Origin of the sequence: Necropsobacter rosorum (genome assembly GCF_964241405.1) — a bacterium.
Classification (GTDB): domain Bacteria; phylum Pseudomonadota; class Gammaproteobacteria; order Enterobacterales; family Pasteurellaceae; genus Necropsobacter; species Necropsobacter rosorum.
The window spans coordinates 751,190-769,618 of sequence record NZ_CAXSXF010000001.1 but is presented as its reverse complement, the minus strand read 5'-3'; the positions used below and the strand labels follow the sequence as shown (position 1 = coordinate 769,618).

The window sequence follows — 18,429 nt, the reverse complement described above, 5'->3', positions numbered from 1 at the left end:
TTGCTACCTGCATCGTTCGCAAGTTGCTTTTTCTATCCTTTGCCCATTTTTTCCAATAAAAAATCAATCACTACTTGAATTTTTTTCGCTTTTTGGCTGTGTTGCAGATAGTACAAATAAAGCGCCGGATATTGCCGCCAATGTTTTTGCAATATGGGAATAAACGGCGTTTTGTCGTCCAAAAGTTGCATATTGCGCTCGAAAATGCGTCCGATACCGATGCCTTGGCGAGTAGCATCCAGCAGCACTTCGGGATCATTGCAGGCAATCGGCGTTGCCATTTCAAGGGCGGCTTCTTGTCCGTTTTGGCTGATAACCAAAGGTTCGATGCGGTTGGACGAGATAAAGCGGTAGCCAATTAATTTGTGGCTTGCCAAATCCGCAGGCGTTTTGGGAATGCCGTAGCGTTCGGCGTAACTTTGGCTGATATACAAGCCCTCTTTCATCGGCGGCAGCAGTTGGCGTGCCACCATTCCTTCGTCCAAGCGGTTGCCAAAACGCACGCCCAAATCAAAACCCTCTTCAATCAAATTTGATAAGCCGTCATTAAGCGAAATTTCCAGCTGAATTTGCGGGTAGCGCTGCGAAAATTCGGCAAGATACGGACGCAAAATGAGCTGATAAGCAATTCGGGCAAGGGTAATCCGCACCGTGCCACTCGGCGTTTCACCGAAATTCTGCACCTCGTCAAAGGCTTGATGAATGGTCGCCATTGCTTGCTTTGTGCGTTCTAGAAGCTGTTCGCCAGCATCCGTGAGCTGAATTTGGCGTGTGGTGCGATAAAACAGCGGCACGCCGATTTTCTGTTCCAACAGTTTGAGCGATTGGCTGGCGGACGGCACGGCGATATTTAATTTGCGTGCGGCGGCGGAAATACTGCCTTCCTGGGCGATGGTTTGGAAAATATGCAGTTGTCCGTAAAACGCGTTATCCATTTTTCGCTTTTTCCTAAAAGTGTTTTTGAAATTGTGTGACTAATCATAACAATTTTCTTGCGTATAATACATTCATTAACGCAAGCGGTAAAAACGTTTGAAAAATTGACCGCACTTTTAAATACACTCTAAGGACACATAATGAAAAACGTTCTAATCGTCTCCGGACACCCGGATTTAGCCAACTCTGTCGCCAACCAAACCATTTTGAACGAAGTGACAAACGCCTTACCAACCGCCGAAATTCGCCGTTTGGACGAGCTTTATCCCAACTATCAATTTGACATCGCCGCCGAGCAAGCGGCAATTGAAAAAGCTGACATTGTCGTCTTTCAATTTCCGTTTTCGTGGTATTCCGTGCCGGGCTTGATGAAATTGTGGATCGATAAAGTGTTCGTACACGGTTTTGCCCACGGCTCAACGGCTAAAATCGCAGGCAAAAAATTTATCGTGTCGTTTACCACAGGCGCACCGGGCAAAGTGTATTCCGCAGACGGTTTTTTCAAGCACTGCGTAGAAGATTATTTGCCGCAATTTGAAACCTTCGCCACGCTTTGCGGCTTGGATTATCAAGCCCCGATTTACACCAATGGCATTAGCTATGTTGGGCGAGACGAAGCCAAAATCGCCGAGCAAAAAATTGTCGCTAAACAACACGCCGAGCGCTTAATCGCCGCAATTCAAGCATTATAGGAGCAAAAAATGTACATTATTGATATTCGCGTAAACGAAGATGTTTCCACCGAACAGCAGGAAATCCTGTTTTCCCAACATGTTGCGTGGTTTCAAAAATATTTTCAGGCCGGCAATTTTTTAATTGTCGGACCTTTCACCGAACGTGAACGGGCGGGCGTGATCATCGCCCAAACCGCAAACCGTGCCGAGTTGGATCGCATTTTGGCAGAAGACAGTTATTATCCCGATGTGGCCAAATACGAAATTAGCGAATTTGTGCCGAAAATGGTGGCGGAAAATATAGCGCAATTTAAAATCTAACGGCCATTACCTAAAAACAAGGAAAACCAATGTTTAAAAAACTCAGCCAATTATTGATTTTAGGAGCAAGCCTAATGACCGCCGCATTCACCTATGCCGAACCGATCATCCGTATATTTGAAATGCAGATTAAGCCTGAAAGCGTGGAGCAATTTAAACAGTTAGGTGAACATAATATTCGCCAATCGGTCAATACCGAAGCGGGCGTGTTGGCAATGTATGTGCTGACCGACAAGCAAGATCCTGCAAAATTCTACATCGTCGAAGCCTACGCCGACGAAGTCGCCTATCAAGCCCATCGAAACTCCGCCCACTTCCAAGCGTGGCTTAACGGGGCAAAGGATATGATAGTGTCTCGCAAAGTGATTGAAACCGACCCGGTAATTTGGGGTTCGAAAGCCGTGGACGTGAAGTAAAAGTGCGGTGATTTTTTGAAACGTTTTTAACCACTTACTCCCCCAATCTCTCCGCCAAAAACTTCACCAGCAAATTGATTTTCACAATCTGCCGACTGCCTGCGGGGTAAACAGCGTAAATTGCGTCGTCGGCGGGGTTGGCGGTGGGTTGGATTTGCCAGTCGTTTAAGACACTGATGAGTTTGCCGTTTGCCAGTTCGTCTTTAATCAACCAATCGGGCAAGTGGGCGATGCCGATGCCACGCAAAGCGTATTCACGCAAAATTTCGGTGCTGTTGCCGAGCAAACTGCCTTTAACGCTAACCATTTGGCTTGACGTTTCAGGCTGCTTGAAATGCCAGCGTTGGGTGTAGCCACGATAGTAAAACAGCAGACAGTTGTGGTTTTGTAGGTCGTTTGGCGTTTGTGGTTCTCCCTTACGAGCCAAGTATTCAGGGCTGGCACAGAGCAAGCGGCGTTGTGGGGTAAGGCGTTTGGCGATGAGATTTGGGTCGTCCACTTTGCCGAGTCGCACCGCCAAATCAAAGCGTTCCGCTTGCAAATCTACATAATCGTCCGACGCCCAAATTTCAAGCCTAATTTTCGGATATTGCAAGGCAAATTCCGTCAAAATCGGGGCAAGCACCGATGAGCCGTAGGAGTGCGAAAAAGTAATGCGGAGCTTGCCTTGTGGTTGATCCAATTCCAGTTTGAGCGACAAATTCGCTGCGTCCAAGTCGTCCAAAATCGGGCGGGTGCTTTGCAAATAAAGCATTCCTGCGTTGGTGAGCGAAATCTGCCGCGTGGAGCGGCTAAACAACGCCACGCCGAGTTCGTTTTCAAGGCTGTCAATTTGGCGTGTAACGGACGACACCGCCACGCCAAGTTGCTGTGCCGTGCGGCTAAAACTGCCCGTGTCGGCAACGTGGTGGAAGATGTTTAAGGCGGAGAAGTAGTCCATTTTAGTGATCCTTATTTTGCGGAAAATGCAAAAGAGTTTCTAAATTTTGCCATATTATCATTTTAAACAGAAAAATCTATACTGCACCACATCAGAACACGACCCACAAGCGGTCGGATTTTTTACTCCATTTACAAGGATTTCAAAATGACAAAATTAAACGTGCCTAATCTTTCTGTACTCGGTCAAGATAATAGCCAACTATTCCACGAAAACAACGTCGCCAATACCCAAGCGGATTTGCCAGACCATTTGGCGAATCACAAGGCGTTTTCGCAAGTGTTCCAAAAAGATAAATTGACGCTTGGTTTGATTGCACCGTTCAAGGGCTATGCCGATACGCCGATTCCGAATGTGGAAGATTTGGGCGATGTGGCAGAACTCGCTGAAAAATTGGGATTTTCTGCCCTTTGGTTGCGTGATGTGCCGTTTTACGATCCGAATTTTGGCGATGTGGGGCAAGGGCTTGATCCCTTTGTGAGCTTGGGTTATTTGGCGGCGCGCACCAAAACCATTGCACTCGGCACGGCGGGCATTGTGTCGCCGCTGCGTGAGCCGATTCATATCGCCAAAAGCGCGGCAAGCGTGGATGCTTTAACCAACGGTCGCTTTATTCTCGGACTTTCCAGCGGCGACCGCCCTGTGGAATATCCTGCGTTCAAAAAAGAATTTGGCAATCGCGCCGAGCGTTTTCGTGAGAGTTGGGATTTAATCCGCACGCTGACTAATCCGCAAACCCATGATTTTCCGCATTTTTCAGGCAGCCATTACGGCAATTTGACGGGCAATATTGACGTTACGCCGAAAGTCAAAACTGCCCTGCCGATGGTGGCGATTGGACGTGCACGGCAAGAATTGGACTGGTTGGCGAACACGGCGGACGCTTGGATTTGGCACGGCGTGAATCCAAAAGACACGAAGAACATTGTTCAGACGTTGGCGGAACTCAATCAAGACGGCGCGTGGCATCCGTTTGGTTACGCGAATTTTGTGGAACTTGCCGAAAATCCGAACGAGCCTGCGCGATTGTTCAACAACATTTATCTGCGTGGCGGTTCAAAAGGTTTACTGGAATTTTGGCAAGAGCAGAAAGCGCAAGGCTTGGCGCACGTTACGGTCAATCTCAAACCGACCGAACGCCCAGCGGCGGAAACCTTGCAGGATTTGGCGGAGAATGTGTTGGCGAAATTAAATAAATAGGTGGAATAAATAGCGAAAAGTGCGGTCGTTTTTTTGAGAATTTTGCAAATTTTTCAAAAATCCGACCGCCTTAATTTAAGGAATAAAAAATGACCAGAACAACACTCAAAAACCGTTTTACCGATTTTTTAAATGCTTGGACGAACGACAACGAAGCATCGCCTTTTTTAAGCGAAAACGTGCAACTGCATAATTTTTCAGGCAGCTTTTTCGGTAAAGAAGACGTTTTAACCCAACTTCAAAACGAGCGTTCGGCATTGCCGCTTAATGTGCAATACACTAATCTTTACATCGCTGGCAAACACGACAAAGCGGCGGTCAGTGCCTATATTTACGGCAAACTGGGCGAACACAGCTTTCACGGCGTGTTGCTGTTGAAACTCTCCAAGCAACAAGATTGGCAAATTGACGAAATCCGTAGCACGCACGCCTTAAACGGCAATGCGTTGGCAAAACATTGGCTAAACGGCAAACAGGTTCGCCGAGATTGGCAGCCAGCCGACCCAACACGCCCGATTGTCAGCGAACTAGACAGCCCTTGGCATTTGTTCCCCGATAACGAATTTCACGCCGAAACCGCCGAAACGCAAATCGCCGAACTATACGCCAAATACGCTTGGGGCTTGGATTTTGCCGATTTCGCCTTGCTTGCCAGCGTGTTTGACGAAAATATCACATCGGATTTAACGCCAATGGGCAAACGCCAGACCCTGCGTGAAACCTTTGGGCAGTTGCGAGCTTTTCGCTTGGCGGCAGGCGAATTGTTCCACGCCACCGAAGTGCTGGAAATCACGCAGATTGACGACAAACACGCCACCGTTAAACTCGGTCGCATTATCCCTGAGCAAACCCACACCGAAAACGGTGAAAAATTGTTCGGTGCGTATTACGATGTGGAAATCGTTAGAGATGCAAACGGCAATTTCAAATACCAAAAATTTGATTACCACCCACAATGGTTTATGCTTCACAAAGAAAAATAACAACGGAGAAAAATAATGAAAACACTCGTTATCAACGCCACACCCGCCACGTCGCCACAATCCGTTTTCGCCCAAATTTTGGCGAAACTTCGCGAAATGCTACCCGCAGAGAGCGAATTTGTGGATTTATATAAAATTCCTGATTTGCCTGCGTTGAACGAGCAAGGTTTGGCGTTAATTTACAAGCAACAAATCGGCGAAACGTTGTCTTTTGATGAGCAAAAAATTGCCGAAAAACGTACCGCACTTTTGGCACAATTTAAAGCCCACAAACGCATAGTGATTGTCTATCCGATGTTTAACTACAATATTCCCGCCAAGCTCAAAGATTATTTAGACAACGTGCTTGTGCCACGAGAAACTTTCCGTTACAGCGAAGACGGCAAACTCACAGGGCTGCTCAACGACGGACGAGAAGTGATTTTTATCCAAACAAGCGGTTCAATTTTTTCAGGTAACAGCGAATTTGCCGAGCTGGAATTTGCCTATTTTTATCTGGAAGCAATGTTCAAAAAATTAGGCTTTGAAAAACGCCATTTGGTACGAGCCGAAGGCACGGCGGTGTGCGATAAAAAGGTGGTGATTGAAAAAGCCATCACGGAAATAAAATGGGGATTGGAATGTGCGTTCAAGCCTGTTCAACATGATAAACCGTTGGTGTGTGATTGAATGATTTACCATTTGAAATAACTTTATAAAATCTCTGAAAAACCCGACCGCTTATTTACAAGCCCTTCCTATCAACTCCCTCAACCAGATAAAAGCGGGATCGCGGTGTGTTCTGGCATGCCACACCAGCGTTTTGGTAAAACCTTGCACAGGAATTGGCGGTTCGGCGGTTTTTAAGCCTGAAATGCCGTTTAACAATCGTGCCGGTAGCACGGCGATTAAGTCGGTCGTGCGTAAAATGTCGGGCAAAATCAGGAAATTTTGCACAGAAAGGGTGACGTTCCGACGTTGATTGAGTTGTGTCAGCGTTTGGTCGGTTACGCCAGAAAATCCGCCGCCGTGATAAGACACTAAAGCGTGATTGGCTTGACAAAAAGCGGTGATATCCAGTGTTGTTTCTGCAAGCGGGTGGTCGGCACGCATGGCGCAGAGATAATGCTCGTCGTACAGGGGTTTGGCGTGAATATCCGCCGCCTGAAAATCCGGCGTAGTGAGCGCGAAATCCAGCTTTCCTTGAGCGAGTTGACCGGCAAGCGTACTTTCATCAAGGGCGAAAGCGGCCACTTTGATATTCGGGGCGGCTTGCTGTAACAACTGCAAAAACGGCAATAATACGGCGCGCATAGCATAATCGGTGGCGGCGATATTCATTGTCATTTCCGCGGTGAGAGGGTCAAACACCGGCGGTTTAAGCAAGGCTTCTACCTGATCTAAAATCTGTTTCACTTGTGGGGCGAGCTGTTCGGCAAAGGTGGTGGGTTGAATGCCACGTTGTGCGCGCAGAAACAGCGGATCGTCAAAGCTGTCGCGTAGCCGTGCCAGCGTGCCGCTCATCGCCGGTTGGGTCAGCGCAAGGCGTTGTGCCGCAAGGCTGACGCTTTTTTCTTCCATCAGGGCATGAAAGGCTTTGAGTAAATTCAAATCCAGCGTGCGTAACTCTTTCATATCATTTTAATTGATGTTAATTATTAAGGATAACGATTGTACTTATATCTAAAGCAAAAGTACAATGCCGGCATTGATTTTCAACAGAGGACATTAAAATGCAACATTCAATTAACTGGCCGCAAGGTTATATTCCGGGCTTTACCGATAATTTCTGTTCCAACGAAGTGATTGTGGCGGGTTTAGGCGTTGAAGAAGTTTGGCACTATTTAAACGATACCAAATTCTGGCCGCATTATTACAGCAACGTGGCGGACGTACGTTTTTACAACGGCTATCAAGGCACGGCACTTTATGAAAACGCCCGTTTTTTCTTTAAAACCTTCGGTTTTCCTGTGGAAGCGGAAATCGTCGAATACGTTGAGCCGAAAGCCGGCGTAGCAGGACGAATTTCGTGGCACGGCTGGGCGGGCAAGCAAGGTACGGCAGAGCGTTTAGACGTGATTCACGCTTGGCTGATTGAAGCATTAGACGGCGGACGGGTGCGGATTTTAACCCAAGAATCGCAAAACGGCGAACCTGCCAAGCAGCTTGCCAAAACCGTGCCGAACCCAATGATTAACGGACACCAGGAATGGCTGGACGGCATTGTGAAAAGCGCAAAAGCCAAGTTAAGCCTGTAACTTTTTGAATTTATGGAGAAAAAGATGAATATTTTATTATTGGACGGCGGTATGAAATTTGCCCATTCCGGCGGAGCTTTAAATCACACGTTGCAGGCGGTTGCCAAAGAGACCCTGCAAACACTCGGGCATCAAGTGCAGGAAACCGTTATTGAACAGGGCTATGATATTGAGCAGGAAGTAAACAAATTTCTTTGGTCGGACGCCGTGATCTGGCAAATGCCCGCTTGGTGGATGGGCGAGCCTTGGATAGTGAAAAAATACATGGATGATGTGTTCACCGCAGGGCATGGCAAGCTCTATACCAGCGATGGCCGCCACCGGAACGATCCGACCCGAAACTACGGCAAAGGCGGGCTAATGCAGGGCAAAAATTGTATGCTTTCGCTCACATGGAACGCACCGATTGAAGCGTTCACCGAGCCCGGCGATTTTTTTGCCGGCAAAGGCGTGGACGAGGTTTATTTGCATTTTTTCAAAGCTCATGAATTTATCGGAATGGGTAGGCTGCCGACGTTTATCTGCAATGATGTGATAAAATCCCCCGATGTGCCGCGGTTTATGGCCGATTATCAACGACATTTGCAGCAAGTGTTCGGTTAATTGGCTTGCGGCGCTTGCAGTTCATGTCGCGGTAAAACCCGCATTGAAACACAGATTTCGTATAAACTTTCAAAATTCCGGGAGCAAGTTTAATGACGGCAGCGTTAAGCCGCGCCGAGCCGATTATCCGCATATTTGAAATGCAGATTAAGCCTGAAAGCGTGGAGCAATTTAAACAGTTAGGTGAACATAATATTCGCCAATCGGTCAATACCGAAGCGGGCGTGTTGGCAATGTATGTGCTGACCGACAAGCAAGATCCTGCGAAATTCTATATCGTAGAAGTTTATGCTGATGAAGCCGCTTATCAGGCGCACCGCGTATCCGAGCATTTCCAAACATGGCTGAACGGCGCAAAAGCAATGATTTTATCCCGCAAAGTGATTGAAACCGACCCGGTAATTTGGGGTTCGAAAGCTGTGGCCGTGAAGTAAAAGTGCGGTCGTTTTTTTGAGTGTTTTGATTAAAAAAGCCGCATGTTACGGAATTAACAACGCCCTCGGTGCGATGATGGTTTTCATCACCAGCGTTGAGGTAATGCCCGTGATGTGCGGCAATTTGGTTAAACGGCGGTCATATAAATCCTGAAAGGCTTTCATATCTGCCGTGACGATGTGCAAAATAAAATCAGGATCGCCAAGTAAAGACTGCGCCTGTACGATTTCAGGAATATCCGAAAGCGCCCGTTCAAATTCGCGGATGTTGTCGCCTTTATTGTTTTTCATTTTGACAAATACAATCGCTGAAAAATTCAACCCCACATTTTCAGGTGCAACCTCGGCGCGGTAGCCTGTGATAATACCGTCCTGCTCTAATTGCTTTACGCGTCTTTGACAGGGCGAAATGCTAAGTCCTACTTTTTCCGCCAGTTCAGTGAGAGAAATTCGTCCATTTTCCTGTAATATCGCTAAAATTTTCTTATCTAATTTATCCATGCGCAAAATTTTTCTAAAAATAAGCCAGATTATAGCAAAGTTCGCAAACCTTTTTTATGCTTTTTTGCGTAAACTGTGTTTAACGTTTTTAAGGAGTTAATATGAATACTGCATTGTTATCGGCGTTTTGGCTGGTGTCTTTTTCTATGTGTTTGGTGCCGGGAATTGACTGGGCATATATGATGTCGGCAGGGCTTTTGCATCGGGTATTGCCTGCCTTGGCGGGGGTGCTGCTTGGCTATTTGCTGGTGAGTTTGTTGGTGATGCTGGGCGTAGGAGGCGTTTTAGTCAATCATCCGTTTTTGATGTATGCGGTAAATATTGCCGGTGCGTTGTATCTGCTTTATATCGCGATTCTGGCATGGCGTACGCCGGTTCGGGTACAGGAGACGCAAAACGCCTTCGCTTCCGCTAAACAGTGGCTGCTTAAAGGCATTGTGGTTAGCGGTTTTAATCCTAAAGTGTTGCTGTTGTTTCTGGCGGTAATACCGCAATTTATGGATCAACACGCCGCGTTAAATCCGGTTTGGCAAAGCTTTATTTTAGGTTTGATACACATGGCAAATTGTCTACTGCTTTACCCGATGGTGGGCTTGGGCGTAGGCGTTGCACTGAAAAAACGCCCCGATTATGCACAACTATTCGGACGCGGTTCGGCGCTGACAATGCTCGTTATGGCGCTATGGTTATGCGGCGAGCAGGTTCAGAAAATATTTTATTTTTCCATGATGTAAGGGGGTTCTTATGCAATTCGATAGTAAAATTAAAGTGATTTTGCGCGATGATTTAATGGTATGGCAAGCGCTTAATGTTACTGCGTTTTTGATGACCGGTATGGGCGCGACACAAAATATTGTCGGCGAAAATTATCAAGATCGCAGTGGCGTGCAATATTTGCCGATGAGTCAACAGCTGATAATGATTCATCAAGCAAGCGGTAAAAAGTTGTCTGAAATTTTGCAAAAAGCGAACGAAAAAGAAATGGCGGTTGCGCTTTATACCGAAGAATTGTTTAAAACCTATAATGACGAAGCTAACCGTGCTGAAGTCGCAAAACATCAAACATGTGATTTAAATTTGGTGGGTATTGCCATTCGCGGCAAGAAAAATACGGTAGATAAGTTGACCAAAGGCGTGATGTTATATGCGTAACAAAACGGCCTGAAAATTTTCAATTGGTTATGTAAAAGTGCGGTCAATTTTCGGGCGATTTTATCGGTGTCGAGTGCGCGCTGACAGTGTGTTGTGTTAATTAAAAATCTTGACAAATTTTTTTTCTTTATTAAAATTCCGACCGTTCGGTTTTTTTATAAAGGAAAGGAAGATGAATGTATTAACAACCGCTTATACCTTGTTGGGCTGTGCCATTGTTTGCGAAGTGACCGGCTCTACGTTTTTAGCTAAATCAGACGGTTTTACTAAACTGATTCCGACAGGCATCACCGTTATCATGTTTGTGTTGGCATTTTATCTGTTATCACATGTGATCAAGGTGATTCCTTTGGGAATGGTGTATGCGATTTGGTCAGGAATCGGGATTATTTTAACGGCGCTGGTGGGCTTTTTGGTATTAAAACAATCGCTTGATCTGCCCGCGTTAATCGGTATCGGGTTTATTGTAACCGGCGTGGTGATAATGAATTTATTTTCACACAGCGTGGGGCATTAAATGATGAGTAAGTACAATCCCGCGCAAGTGCGCGAACAATTATTGCATGCCGTAGGGAAATTATTGTTGGCACAGGGCATCGCAGAATTGTCTCTCCAAAAAGTGGCGCAGGAAGCCGGTGTGAGTAAAGGCGCATTGTTTCATCATTTTGCCAATAAAGATGCCTTGCTCTCCGCGTTTTTTGCGAATTTACTGGCCGATTTTGAACGCGGTATTCTGCGGCATTTAGCGCCGAATCCGACTTACGCGGATTTTTTGTATGCTTACACGAAGGCAAGTTTTGAAGATTTAACGGTCTCGCACGATAGCGTGATTTGGGTCATGCAGTTTTTATCTTATCAGGATTATAAATTGCACTGGCAGGATTGGCTGAATCGGACAATGCCGGCTTTCGAGACGCGAAATTCATCACTGAATTTACTGAAATGTGCGGTAGATGGATTATGGCTGAATCTGGCCATCGGCGTGGTTCAGGTTGATGAGGTTCGGACTATTCAAGCGTTTATTTTGCAACAAATTGAGCAATATCGCGGCATAGCGCCGTAAGCGGCGGAAAAGTATATATCATGACACTGCGCGCGCCGATAGCGTGTTTTCCGGCAAATGTCAGCCGTTAAAAAAGGACCGAACCCAACCGGATTCAGTCCTGAGCTTAGCTTGGTTAATGTTATGCGCACCAAAGTGCGGTCGGTTTTTGGGTTATTTTCTGGCGGTAATATGATTGTGCGCTTCTGCGGCAAGAGACATATAATCGCGGTAATCCTGTTCGCCGTCAGTCAGCGTATCGTTGGTATAATCTGCGCGATTATTCACCGCACTTTTAGCGGATTGTACGCCGTTTAACGCCATATAATCCTGATAATCGGCTTCGCTGTCAGGGGTGTCCGCCATCACATTTAAGGATACGGCGCCGGCGAACAGCACAAGGGCTAATTTATTCATTGCTTTCATGTTGAATTCTCTCATTAAGTTCATTGTTCATAGTAACGAACAAACTGCGTTCGATGCGGTTGATTATAGTCCTTTGCTTTATTATGATAAGACCGAACAAACCTAATTCTTTCTTAGGATGATCCTAATAATCGGAGCGTATCGGATGAACGGTTCAATTTACGGTTATCTCGTGGTGTTTCATACCATTATTATTGAAGGCAGTATCGCCGGTGCGGCGCGTAAACTGGAGGTGGCCTCGCCCTCTGTCAGCCAGTCGCTGAAAGCGTTGGAGCAGCATATCGGCCTGCCGCTGATTAATCGCACCACCCGCAAAATGGAACTCACTGACGCCGGACAGCGTTTATTTGACAGTACGTTTCCGCTGGTGCAGTCGCTCAATTTGGCCGTGGAAGAGGTGCGGGATTTAAGCGATATGCCGTTCGGCAAAGTGCGCATTACCCTTTCCGATCTGCATTATTACAGTATTTTGCAGCCGCATTATGCGGAATTTTGCCGGCGTTATCCGCAGGTGCTGCTGGAAATTTCCATTAATAACGGCATGGTGGATATTCTGAAAGAAGGGTTTGATGTCGGGATTCGAATGGGCGATCGGCTGGACGATCATTTTGTCGCGCGCAAACTGACGGAAACCGGAAAAATGGGCTTTTATGTGTCCAAAGCCTATGCCGAGCAATACGGCGTGCCGAAAACGCCGGCGGAACTGAAACGGCACAAGCAGGTCGGCTTTCGTTTTACCACTTCAAATAAACTGGCGCAAACCAACGTGTATGACGACGACGGCGAACAGCTAACGCTGGATATTCCGCTTTCCATTATCACCAATAACATGATGTCAACCATTGATGCCGTTGAGCAGGGCATGGGCATCGGGCGGATTTTCAGCCTGCATCCCTGCACCAAAAACCTGATTCCGGTGCTGCCGGATTATTGGGTGATGTTCCCGCCGTCTTACCTTTTTTATCTACAGAATAGCCAGAAAGCCAAGCGCGTGAAAGTGTTTATTGATTTTCTGCTGGAAAAAACCGCCCGTCTCAATTAAAAAATCGCGCCAAAACGACCGCACTTTGCCGACTTATTCCGCACAATCGTTTCGTGATTTGCGTTTTTTGCTTTAAAGTATAAAGCGGAAATCAAGGTGAACAATCAAAAGGTAAAAAAGCATGCACAAACGGATCCGAACGCTGTTGCTGTTGTGTTTATTCAGCGCGTTTGCACAGGCGGCGCCGCAGCCGATAAAATTTGCCCGTTTAGACTGGGAAAGCGGGCAGTTTACCACCGCCCTGCTGCGGATGATCATTGAAAAGGGGTATGGCTATCCGACGGAAGAAATTTCCGGGGCGGGCGTGGCGCTGGAAAATGCGCTGATGCAGAATGATATTCAGATTATCGGTGAAGTCTGGGTCGGCCGCTCGGAAGTGATGACGCGCGCTATTGCCGAAGGGCGGATCCGCATTGTCGGCGATACGCTGAAAGGCGGCGCCACGCAAGGCTGGTATATTCCCGATTATGTGCGACGCCAGTATCCTGAGCTGAAAAGCGTCGCGGATTTACCGCGCTTCGCCCATTTGTTTCGGGATCCGAATGACCCCGAACGTGCCCGTTTTCTGAATTGTCCCGCCGGTTGGACCTGTGAAGTGTTCAATACCCGTTTGCTGCACAATTTGAAGCTGGAGGCGCAGTTCAACAATGTGCCGACCGGCACCGGCTCGGCGCTGGACAGCGAAATTTCCGCTTATTACGAACAGCAAAAACCGTTGTTATTTTATTATTGGCAGCCAACCGGGTTAATGGCGAAATACGCTTTCGTGCCGTTGGAGTTTCCCGCCTTTGATGGGCGCTGCTGGGCGGAATTGCTGAATGCGCACAGTCAGGATAGTTGTGTGTCGGGATTTCCCGTATCGCGGCTGTCGGTTGCGGTGTCCGCCCGATTTGCCGAGCGCTACCCCGAGCTGATCGCGTTTTTGCAAAAGGTTGAGCTGGATGCCGATACCCTGAACCGCCAGATTCTGCTCATGAACGAGCGGCAGCACAGCGGAGAGCAGCAGGCGGCGCAGTTTCTGGCGCAATATCCGCAGCGCTGGCAAAAATGGGTGTCTGCCGAAATCGCAGAGCGGCTGTCCGCACAGTTTAGCGAACCGGCTGCGAGCGAAGGATTTTTTCCGCATTGGTCGATTCAGGAACCCTTTAACCGATGGCTGAAAAATACGGTTCAGCATTACGGCGATTATTTCCGTCACATAAGTTTAACGTTGCAGCATTCACTGCTGAATCCGGTGGAGCGATTTTTTCTTTCTCTGCCGCCGTGGCTGTTTATTCTGTCGGTGTGTCTGGTGGTCTGGCACAGCACCAAACGCCCTCTGTTCACCCTGTTTAGCGGTGCGGGGTTGTTTTTGCTCGGTGCGCTGGGCGTGTGGCAGGCGTCTATGCAGACCGTGGCGTTAATGGTGGTGTCTATCGGGTTTACCGTGATATTGGGCATCCCGCTCGGCATTGTGCTGGCCAAGCGCCGGCGTTGTTATCGTTTGGTGCTGCCGCTGCTTGATGTGATGCAGACTATGCCGAGCTTTGTGTATCTGATTCCGGTGCTGATGCTGTTCGGGCTGGGCAAAGTGCCGGCGATGTTCGCCTGTATTATTTACGCCATTGTGCCGCTGATTCGCCTCACAGTGCTGGGAATTCGCCGTATCGAGCCGGAATTGCTGGAAACCGGACGCGCGTTCGGCAGCAGTCGCTGGCAGATGTTGTGCTGGATTATTCTGCCCTCGGCCAAAGCGCAGATTATGGCGGGTATTAATCAGACCGTGATGATGTCGCTGTCGATGGTGGTCTTGGCGTCAATGATCGGCGCGGCCGGGCTGGGACAGGTGATTTTGCAGGCGATCCAAACGTTAAATGTCGGGCAGGGGTTGCAGGCGGGCGGTGCGATTGTGATTCTGGCGATTATTGTCGATCGGATTACGCAGGGCTATGGAGGAAAGCAATGACGACGCAGATTAAGGCGGTTCGCCGATGAATAATATTGAATTCAATAATGTCAGTAAATATTACGGCACGCACCGTGCGCTGGATCGAGTCAGTCTCGGTTTGCCGGCGGGAAAGATCAGTTGCATAATGGGGCTGTCCGGTTCGGGCAAATCCACCTTGCTGCGCCATATTAACCGTCTGCTGGAGCCGAGCGAGGGGGAAATCCTGATCGAAGGGAAAAATCTGGCGGCGTTCGATGCGCATGCCTTGCAGCAGTTTCGCCGTAATCAGGTCAGTATGGTGTTTCAGCATTTCGGTTTACTGCCCCATTTATCGGTGATCGAAAATATCGAATACGGTTTAAAAGTCAAAGGAGTTAAGCGCCCCGAACGGCGCAAGCGGGCGCTGTGCTGGCTGAACGAAGTGGGGCTGGCGGATAATGCGCAAAGTCCGGTGCAAGCCTTGTCGGGCGGGATGAAACAGCGCGTCGGTATTGCCCGCGCGTTCGCCTGCGATACGCCGATTCTGCTGATGGATGAACCGTTTTCCGCGCTGGATCCGATCACTCGGCAGGCCTTGCAGACTTTGCTGCTGACCTTACAGGCGAAATGGCGCAAAACCATTGTGTTTGTCAGTCACGATTTGGATGAAGTGCGTTTGCTCAGTGATTTTGTGGTGCTGCTGGAACGAGGGCGTGTGGTGCAAAGCGGAACGTTCGAGCAGCTGCAAAATCATCCGAACAGCGATTACACCGCTCAATTCATGCAAAAACGGATTGCCGATGAGAACAACCCGTAAGCTTTTCTTGCAGCGCTTGGGCCGCAACGGCAAGCCGGCATAAAAGATTAAAAAAAGCACCGCACTTTTGCCCGAATGAGAAAAGTGCGGTGCGTTTCGGCGAGGTTTTATTCTTTCGGCAGACGTTTAATCGCGTAAACCAGCCCGCCCCAGATAATCACTAAAGCGACGATCATCATAATAATTGCGCTGGCATTCATATTATTCTCCTTGTTTCTGCGTGAGTGCTTCGCTTTTCCATTTTAAACGGGAAAGCAGGAAGGAAATCACCACCAAACTTATCGACATGCCCCAGCCGAAGGTGTTCACAAACCAGCTTGGGTAACCTTCATAGCCTTCGGAAAAGACTTTGGCGCCTTCGCTTAATAACATAAAGGCCAGAATACCGGTGGTGATCACGATGCACAGGCGCCAGAAAAAGCCCACTTTAAATGACGACGTTTCGTTTAAGTGATCGCCCAGCACGCCGAGTTTTTCATTGGCTACAATGGCGATCAGCGACACGAAGGCGACGGCGACGATACCGAAATAGTTAATGAATTTATCCAGCACGTCCAGCATCGGCAAACCGGTGGTGGTGCCGAACAACATCACCGAGACGAACATCATCGGTAGGCCGACGATAAACGTGGTTTTCACCCGGCGGGTGCGTAATTTATCCTGTACCGCGGAAATAATCACTTCAATCACCGAAATAAACGAGGTCAGCGCGGCAAAGGTTAAGGAACCGAAAAACAGCACGCCGAGAATATGGCCGAACGGCGCCTGATTGATAATGGTCGGAAAGGCGAAAAAGGCCAGACCGATACCGCCTTTCGCCACTTCGCTCACTTCCTGGCCGGCGGCGGTCGCCATAAAACCGAGTGCGGCGAATACGCCGATGCCGGCCAGCAGTTCAAAACTGCTGTTGGCAAAACCGACTACCAAGCCGGAGCCGGTTAAATCCGAGTCTTTTTTCAAATAAGAGGCGTAGGTAATCATAATGCCGAAACAGATAGAGAGCGAAAAGAAAATCTGCCCGTAAGCGGCGATCCACACGCTCGGATCGGACAGCTTCGACCAGTCCGGCGTAAATAACGCATTCAGCCCTTTGGCGGCGCCCGGCAGGAACAGCGAGGAAACCACCAGCACGATAAACATAACCACCAACAACGGCATTAAAATGCCGGAGGATTTGGCGATCCCTTTTTGTACCCCCAGCGCCAGCACGCCTAAGGCAACCAGCCAGACCGCAATCAGCGGGCCGGTCACCATGGTGACGAAATCAAAGCTGACGCCTTGTGCGATATCGCCCATTTGCAGAAATTCGCCGATAAAAAAATCAATCGGTTTATCGCCCCAAGCGGAAGTAAAGGAAAAATAAGTATAACTTGCCGCCCAGCCGAGAACGACGGCGTAATACAGACCGATGATCACATTTACCATCACCTGCCACCAGCCGAAAGTTTCGAAATGGCGGTTAAAACGGCGATAGGATAAAGGCGCCCCGCCGCGGTGACGGTGCCCGATGGCGTAATCTAAAAACAGCAGCGGAATACCCGCGGTGAGCAGGGCGATAACGTAAGGCACGATAAACGCGCCGCCGCCGTTTTCGTAAGTGACATAAGGGAAACGCCAGATGTTGCCGAGTCCGACGGCGGAACCGATGGCGGCGATGATAAAGGCTCTGCGGCCTGAGAAAGTTTCTCTTTTAGCAGTTGACTGAGCCATATAATTACCTTTTTTATTGTTAGATGAATGTGCTAAGGGTTAGGAATATAGCGCAATATTATTTCTAGTCAATAGTTAAAAATATCATCAGGCGGCGTATTTTATTTATGTTTATAGTTTTTAATGCTGTTTTGTGGTTTTAATTTGAATAAATAATCTGTTTTTAGCGTGAAATTAACTTATCTTGCCAAAAAGCGCGGAAACCGCCGCATAAAACGCTGGCAATAAAAAAGCGCGTTTTATGCGGCATTAAGGTCAACCAGGATTTCTCTTTTGAAGCGTCAGCGGAAATGATTCAGCAGCGGATTGACATCCGGCATCACACCGCGCCATAAATAAAAGGCATGCGCCGCCTGCCCGACCAGCATGCCGAAACCGTCGTACACCTGCGGTACGCCGAGGCGTTTACAGCGCGCGACAAAAGGCGTATCGGCATCTTTGCCATATTGCATATCGTAAACCGCGCCGGCCTGCTGCAGAATCTGCGGGTCGATGTCCACGGTTTTGCCCTGCAAGCCCAGCGAGGTGGCGTTGATGATCAAATCGAATTTCTGCAACGGAACGGCATGGATGGCCAGCGCCCGGATTGCGCCGCGGCGAGCGAAATGTTCTGCCAGCGCCTGCGCTTTGCTTAACGTGCGGTTGGCGAGAGTCAGATTTTGCTGCGCCTGCAATAACGGCAGCAAAACGCCTTTCGCCGCGCCGCCGGCTCCCAGAACCAGCACCGATTGCCGCGCTTTAAGCAGGTTTAAACGCTGTAAATCGCTGACCAGTCCGGCGCCGTCGGTGTTATCGGCATAAAGCCGGCCGTCTGCCAGTTTTTTCAGCGTGTTGCAGGCACCGGCGCTCAGACAGCGTTCGCTGTGGCAATCGGCGAGCTGAAACGCCCGCTCTTTAAACGGCGCGGTGATATTGCAGCCTTGCGCGCCGGCGGCAAAAAAGGCGGCCAGTTGTTGCTCGAAGTGCTGTAAATCGCCCAGCATTGCCGTATATTCCAGCTGCTGAGCGCATTGTTCGGCGAACCGCCGGTGGATTTGCGGGGATTTGCTTTGCGCAATCGGATTGCCCCAAACCGCGTATTTATCCATA

General features: G+C 48.5%; 24 protein-coding genes. 16 read left to right on the top strand and 8 right to left on the bottom strand.

Features of this window, described 5'->3' with window-relative positions:
- Positions 1–32: 32 nt before the first annotated feature.
- The gene (locus tag ACESOH_RS03670; RefSeq protein ID WP_373099733.1) at positions 33–935 is read right to left on the bottom strand and encodes a LysR family transcriptional regulator; all 903 of its coding nucleotides are present in this window, start codon (positions 933–935) and stop codon (positions 33–35) included.
- 141 nt (positions 936–1,076) lie between these two features.
- On the opposite strand from ACESOH_RS03670, the gene ACESOH_RS03665 reads away from it, so the two are divergent.
- The 3 genes from ACESOH_RS03665 to ACESOH_RS03655 are packed head-to-tail and all read left to right on the top strand — an operon-like array spanning position 1,077 to position 2,347.
- The gene (locus ACESOH_RS03665) at positions 1,077–1,628 is read left to right on the top strand and encodes an NAD(P)H-dependent oxidoreductase (protein WP_373099731.1); all 552 of its coding nucleotides are present in this window, start codon (positions 1,077–1,079) and stop codon (positions 1,626–1,628) included.
- 9 nt (positions 1,629–1,637) lie between these two features.
- Positions 1,638–1,931, top strand: a complete 294-nt coding sequence (locus tag ACESOH_RS03660; RefSeq protein ID WP_373099730.1) for a YciI family protein — start codon at positions 1,638–1,640, stop codon at positions 1,929–1,931.
- A gap of 29 nt (positions 1,932–1,960) precedes the next feature.
- Positions 1,961–2,347 carry a putative quinol monooxygenase gene (locus ACESOH_RS03655; RefSeq protein WP_373099728.1) on the top strand — a complete coding sequence of 129 codons (387 nt, stop codon included), beginning with the start codon at positions 1,961–1,963 and terminating at the stop codon, positions 2,345–2,347.
- Positions 2,348–2,381: 34 nt separating this feature from the next.
- Here the strand turns inward: ACESOH_RS03655 and ACESOH_RS03650 are convergent, their stop codons facing one another.
- Entirely contained in the window at positions 2,382–3,287 is a 906-nt protein-coding gene (locus tag ACESOH_RS03650; protein WP_373099726.1) for a LysR family transcriptional regulator, read from the bottom strand.
- Positions 3,288–3,434: 147 nt separating this feature from the next.
- Here ACESOH_RS03650 and ACESOH_RS03645 point away from each other — a divergent pair, with 147 nt between their 5' ends.
- The 3 genes from ACESOH_RS03645 to ACESOH_RS03635 all read left to right on the top strand — a co-directional run bounded on the left by ACESOH_RS03645 (position 3,435) and on the right by ACESOH_RS03635 (position 6,139).
- On the top strand, positions 3,435–4,487 hold the full coding sequence (locus ACESOH_RS03645) for a TIGR03571 family LLM class oxidoreductase (RefSeq protein WP_373099725.1): 1,053 nt from the start codon (positions 3,435–3,437) through the stop codon (positions 4,485–4,487).
- Between the two features lie 89 nt (positions 4,488–4,576).
- On the top strand, positions 4,577–5,470 hold the full coding sequence (locus tag ACESOH_RS03640) for a nuclear transport factor 2 family protein (protein WP_373099724.1): 894 nt from the start codon (positions 4,577–4,579) through the stop codon (positions 5,468–5,470).
- A gap of 15 nt (positions 5,471–5,485) precedes the next feature.
- Positions 5,486–6,139 (top strand): FMN-dependent NADH-azoreductase, encoded by a 654-nt coding sequence (locus tag ACESOH_RS03635; RefSeq protein WP_373099722.1) that lies wholly within the window; start codon positions 5,486–5,488, stop codon positions 6,137–6,139.
- A 51-nt stretch (positions 6,140–6,190) separates the two neighbouring features.
- Here ACESOH_RS03635 and ACESOH_RS03630 read toward each other — a convergent pair whose 3' ends face one another.
- A complete protein-coding gene (locus ACESOH_RS03630; protein ID WP_373099720.1) occupies positions 6,191–7,084 on the bottom strand; it encodes a LysR family transcriptional regulator in 894 nt (297 codons plus the stop codon).
- A gap of 98 nt (positions 7,085–7,182) precedes the next feature.
- Here ACESOH_RS03630 and ACESOH_RS03625 point away from each other — a divergent pair, with 98 nt between their 5' ends.
- The 3 genes from ACESOH_RS03625 (at position 7,183) to ACESOH_RS03615 (ending at position 8,744) form a co-directional block, all read left to right on the top strand.
- Positions 7,183–7,707 carry an SRPBCC family protein gene (locus ACESOH_RS03625; protein ID WP_032093158.1) on the top strand — a complete coding sequence of 175 codons (525 nt, stop codon included), beginning with the start codon at positions 7,183–7,185 and terminating at the stop codon, positions 7,705–7,707.
- A 24-nt stretch (positions 7,708–7,731) separates the two neighbouring features.
- A complete protein-coding gene (locus ACESOH_RS03620) occupies positions 7,732–8,310 on the top strand; it encodes an NAD(P)H-dependent oxidoreductase (RefSeq protein ID WP_032093159.1) in 579 nt (192 codons plus the stop codon).
- 92 nt (positions 8,311–8,402) lie between these two features.
- Entirely contained in the window at positions 8,403–8,744 is a 342-nt protein-coding gene (locus tag ACESOH_RS03615; RefSeq protein WP_373099717.1) for a putative quinol monooxygenase, read from the top strand.
- Between the two features lie 45 nt (positions 8,745–8,789).
- Here ACESOH_RS03615 and ACESOH_RS03610 read toward each other — a convergent pair whose 3' ends face one another.
- A complete protein-coding gene (locus ACESOH_RS03610; protein WP_373099716.1) occupies positions 8,790–9,245 on the bottom strand; it encodes an Lrp/AsnC family transcriptional regulator in 456 nt (151 codons plus the stop codon).
- 101 nt (positions 9,246–9,346) lie between these two features.
- Here ACESOH_RS03610 and ACESOH_RS03605 point away from each other — a divergent pair, with 101 nt between their 5' ends.
- The 4 genes from ACESOH_RS03605 (at position 9,347) to ACESOH_RS03590 (ending at position 11,460) form a co-directional block, all read left to right on the top strand.
- Positions 9,347–9,979 (top strand): LysE family translocator, encoded by a 633-nt coding sequence (locus ACESOH_RS03605; protein WP_373099714.1) that lies wholly within the window; start codon positions 9,347–9,349, stop codon positions 9,977–9,979.
- A 10-nt stretch (positions 9,980–9,989) separates the two neighbouring features.
- Positions 9,990–10,397 (top strand): DUF2000 family protein, encoded by a 408-nt coding sequence (locus ACESOH_RS03600; protein ID WP_373099712.1) that lies wholly within the window; start codon positions 9,990–9,992, stop codon positions 10,395–10,397.
- Between the two features lie 172 nt (positions 10,398–10,569).
- Positions 10,570–10,914, top strand: a complete 345-nt coding sequence (locus ACESOH_RS03595; RefSeq protein ID WP_032093165.1) for a DMT family transporter — start codon at positions 10,570–10,572, stop codon at positions 10,912–10,914.
- Entirely contained in the window at positions 10,915–11,460 is a 546-nt protein-coding gene (locus ACESOH_RS03590; protein ID WP_373099711.1) for a TetR/AcrR family transcriptional regulator, read from the top strand.
- A gap of 153 nt (positions 11,461–11,613) precedes the next feature.
- Here the strand turns inward: ACESOH_RS03590 and ACESOH_RS03585 are convergent, their stop codons facing one another.
- On the bottom strand, positions 11,614–11,880 hold the full coding sequence (locus ACESOH_RS03585; protein ID WP_373099709.1) for a hypothetical protein: 267 nt from the start codon (positions 11,878–11,880) through the stop codon (positions 11,614–11,616).
- A gap of 130 nt (positions 11,881–12,010) precedes the next feature.
- Here ACESOH_RS03585 and ACESOH_RS03580 point away from each other — a divergent pair, with 130 nt between their 5' ends.
- The 3 genes from ACESOH_RS03580 to ACESOH_RS03570 all read left to right on the top strand — a co-directional run bounded on the left by ACESOH_RS03580 (position 12,011) and on the right by ACESOH_RS03570 (position 15,630).
- On the top strand, positions 12,011–12,907 hold the full coding sequence (locus ACESOH_RS03580) for a LysR family transcriptional regulator (protein ID WP_032093167.1): 897 nt from the start codon (positions 12,011–12,013) through the stop codon (positions 12,905–12,907).
- Positions 12,908–13,028: 121 nt separating this feature from the next.
- On the top strand, positions 13,029–14,852 hold the full coding sequence (locus ACESOH_RS03575) for a glycine betaine ABC transporter substrate-binding protein (protein WP_373099707.1): 1,824 nt from the start codon (positions 13,029–13,031) through the stop codon (positions 14,850–14,852).
- A 25-nt stretch (positions 14,853–14,877) separates the two neighbouring features.
- Entirely contained in the window at positions 14,878–15,630 is a 753-nt protein-coding gene (locus ACESOH_RS03570; RefSeq protein WP_373099705.1) for an ATP-binding cassette domain-containing protein, read from the top strand.
- A 107-nt stretch (positions 15,631–15,737) separates the two neighbouring features.
- On the opposite strand, the gene ACESOH_RS03565 is transcribed toward ACESOH_RS03570, so the two are convergent.
- The 3 genes from ACESOH_RS03565 to aroE form a co-directional block, all read right to left on the bottom strand.
- Complete coding sequence (locus ACESOH_RS03565; protein ID WP_032093169.1) at positions 15,738–15,830, bottom strand: methionine/alanine import family NSS transporter small subunit; 93 nt, start codon at positions 15,828–15,830, stop codon at positions 15,738–15,740.
- 1 nt (position 15,831) lies between these two features.
- Positions 15,832–17,340: a sodium-dependent transporter gene (locus tag ACESOH_RS03560; protein ID WP_032093170.1), complete on the bottom strand. Its 1,509-nt coding sequence runs from the start codon at positions 17,338–17,340 to the stop codon at positions 15,832–15,834.
- A gap of 281 nt (positions 17,341–17,621) precedes the next feature.
- Entirely contained in the window at positions 17,622–18,428 is an 807-nt protein-coding gene (gene aroE / locus ACESOH_RS03555; RefSeq protein WP_373099703.1) for a shikimate dehydrogenase, read from the bottom strand.
- Position 18,429 lies beyond the last annotated feature (1 nt).

Bases quoted from the DNA above. Each gene is read 5' to 3' on its own strand.
- ACESOH_RS03595 (WP_032093165.1), top strand. From the start codon at position 10,570: ATGAATGTATTAACAACCGCTTATACCTTGTTGGGCTGTGCCATTGTT.
- ACESOH_RS03650 (WP_373099726.1), bottom strand. From the start codon at position 3,287: ATGGACTACTTCTCCGCCTTAAACATCTTCCACCACGTTGCCGACACG.
- ACESOH_RS03625 (WP_032093158.1), top strand. From the start codon at position 7,183: ATGCAACATTCAATTAACTGGCCGCAAGGTTATATTCCGGGCTTTACC.
- ACESOH_RS03620 (WP_032093159.1), top strand. From the start codon at position 7,732: ATGAATATTTTATTATTGGACGGCGGTATGAAATTTGCCCATTCCGGC.
- ACESOH_RS03670 (WP_373099733.1), bottom strand. From the start codon at position 935: ATGGATAACGCGTTTTACGGACAACTGCATATTTTCCAAACCATCGCC.
- ACESOH_RS03615 (WP_373099717.1), top strand. From the start codon at position 8,403: ATGACGGCAGCGTTAAGCCGCGCCGAGCCGATTATCCGCATATTTGAA.
- ACESOH_RS03605 (WP_373099714.1), top strand. From the start codon at position 9,347: ATGAATACTGCATTGTTATCGGCGTTTTGGCTGGTGTCTTTTTCTATG.
- ACESOH_RS03660 (WP_373099730.1), top strand. From the start codon at position 1,638: ATGTACATTATTGATATTCGCGTAAACGAAGATGTTTCCACCGAACAG.
- ACESOH_RS03610 (WP_373099716.1), bottom strand. From the start codon at position 9,245: ATGGATAAATTAGATAAGAAAATTTTAGCGATATTACAGGAAAATGGA.
- aroE (WP_373099703.1), bottom strand. From the start codon at position 18,428: ATGGATAAATACGCGGTTTGGGGCAATCCGATTGCGCAAAGCAAATCC.
- ACESOH_RS03630 (WP_373099720.1), bottom strand. From the start codon at position 7,084: ATGAAAGAGTTACGCACGCTGGATTTGAATTTACTCAAAGCCTTTCAT.
- ACESOH_RS03640 (WP_373099724.1), top strand. From the start codon at position 4,577: ATGACCAGAACAACACTCAAAAACCGTTTTACCGATTTTTTAAATGCT.
- ACESOH_RS03570 (WP_373099705.1), top strand. From the start codon at position 14,878: ATGAATAATATTGAATTCAATAATGTCAGTAAATATTACGGCACGCAC.
- ACESOH_RS03590 (WP_373099711.1), top strand. From the start codon at position 10,915: ATGATGAGTAAGTACAATCCCGCGCAAGTGCGCGAACAATTATTGCAT.
- ACESOH_RS03585 (WP_373099709.1), bottom strand. From the start codon at position 11,880: ATGAGAGAATTCAACATGAAAGCAATGAATAAATTAGCCCTTGTGCTG.
- ACESOH_RS03600 (WP_373099712.1), top strand. From the start codon at position 9,990: ATGCAATTCGATAGTAAAATTAAAGTGATTTTGCGCGATGATTTAATG.
- ACESOH_RS03580 (WP_032093167.1), top strand. From the start codon at position 12,011: ATGAACGGTTCAATTTACGGTTATCTCGTGGTGTTTCATACCATTATT.
- ACESOH_RS03645 (WP_373099725.1), top strand. From the start codon at position 3,435: ATGACAAAATTAAACGTGCCTAATCTTTCTGTACTCGGTCAAGATAAT.
- ACESOH_RS03635 (WP_373099722.1), top strand. From the start codon at position 5,486: ATGAAAACACTCGTTATCAACGCCACACCCGCCACGTCGCCACAATCC.
- ACESOH_RS03665 (WP_373099731.1), top strand. From the start codon at position 1,077: ATGAAAAACGTTCTAATCGTCTCCGGACACCCGGATTTAGCCAACTCT.
- ACESOH_RS03655 (WP_373099728.1), top strand. From the start codon at position 1,961: ATGTTTAAAAAACTCAGCCAATTATTGATTTTAGGAGCAAGCCTAATG.
- ACESOH_RS03565 (WP_032093169.1), bottom strand. From the start codon at position 15,830: ATGAATGCCAGCGCAATTATTATGATGATCGTCGCTTTAGTGATTATC.
- ACESOH_RS03560 (WP_032093170.1), bottom strand. From the start codon at position 17,340: ATGGCTCAGTCAACTGCTAAAAGAGAAACTTTCTCAGGCCGCAGAGCC.
- ACESOH_RS03575 (WP_373099707.1), top strand. From the start codon at position 13,029: ATGCACAAACGGATCCGAACGCTGTTGCTGTTGTGTTTATTCAGCGCG.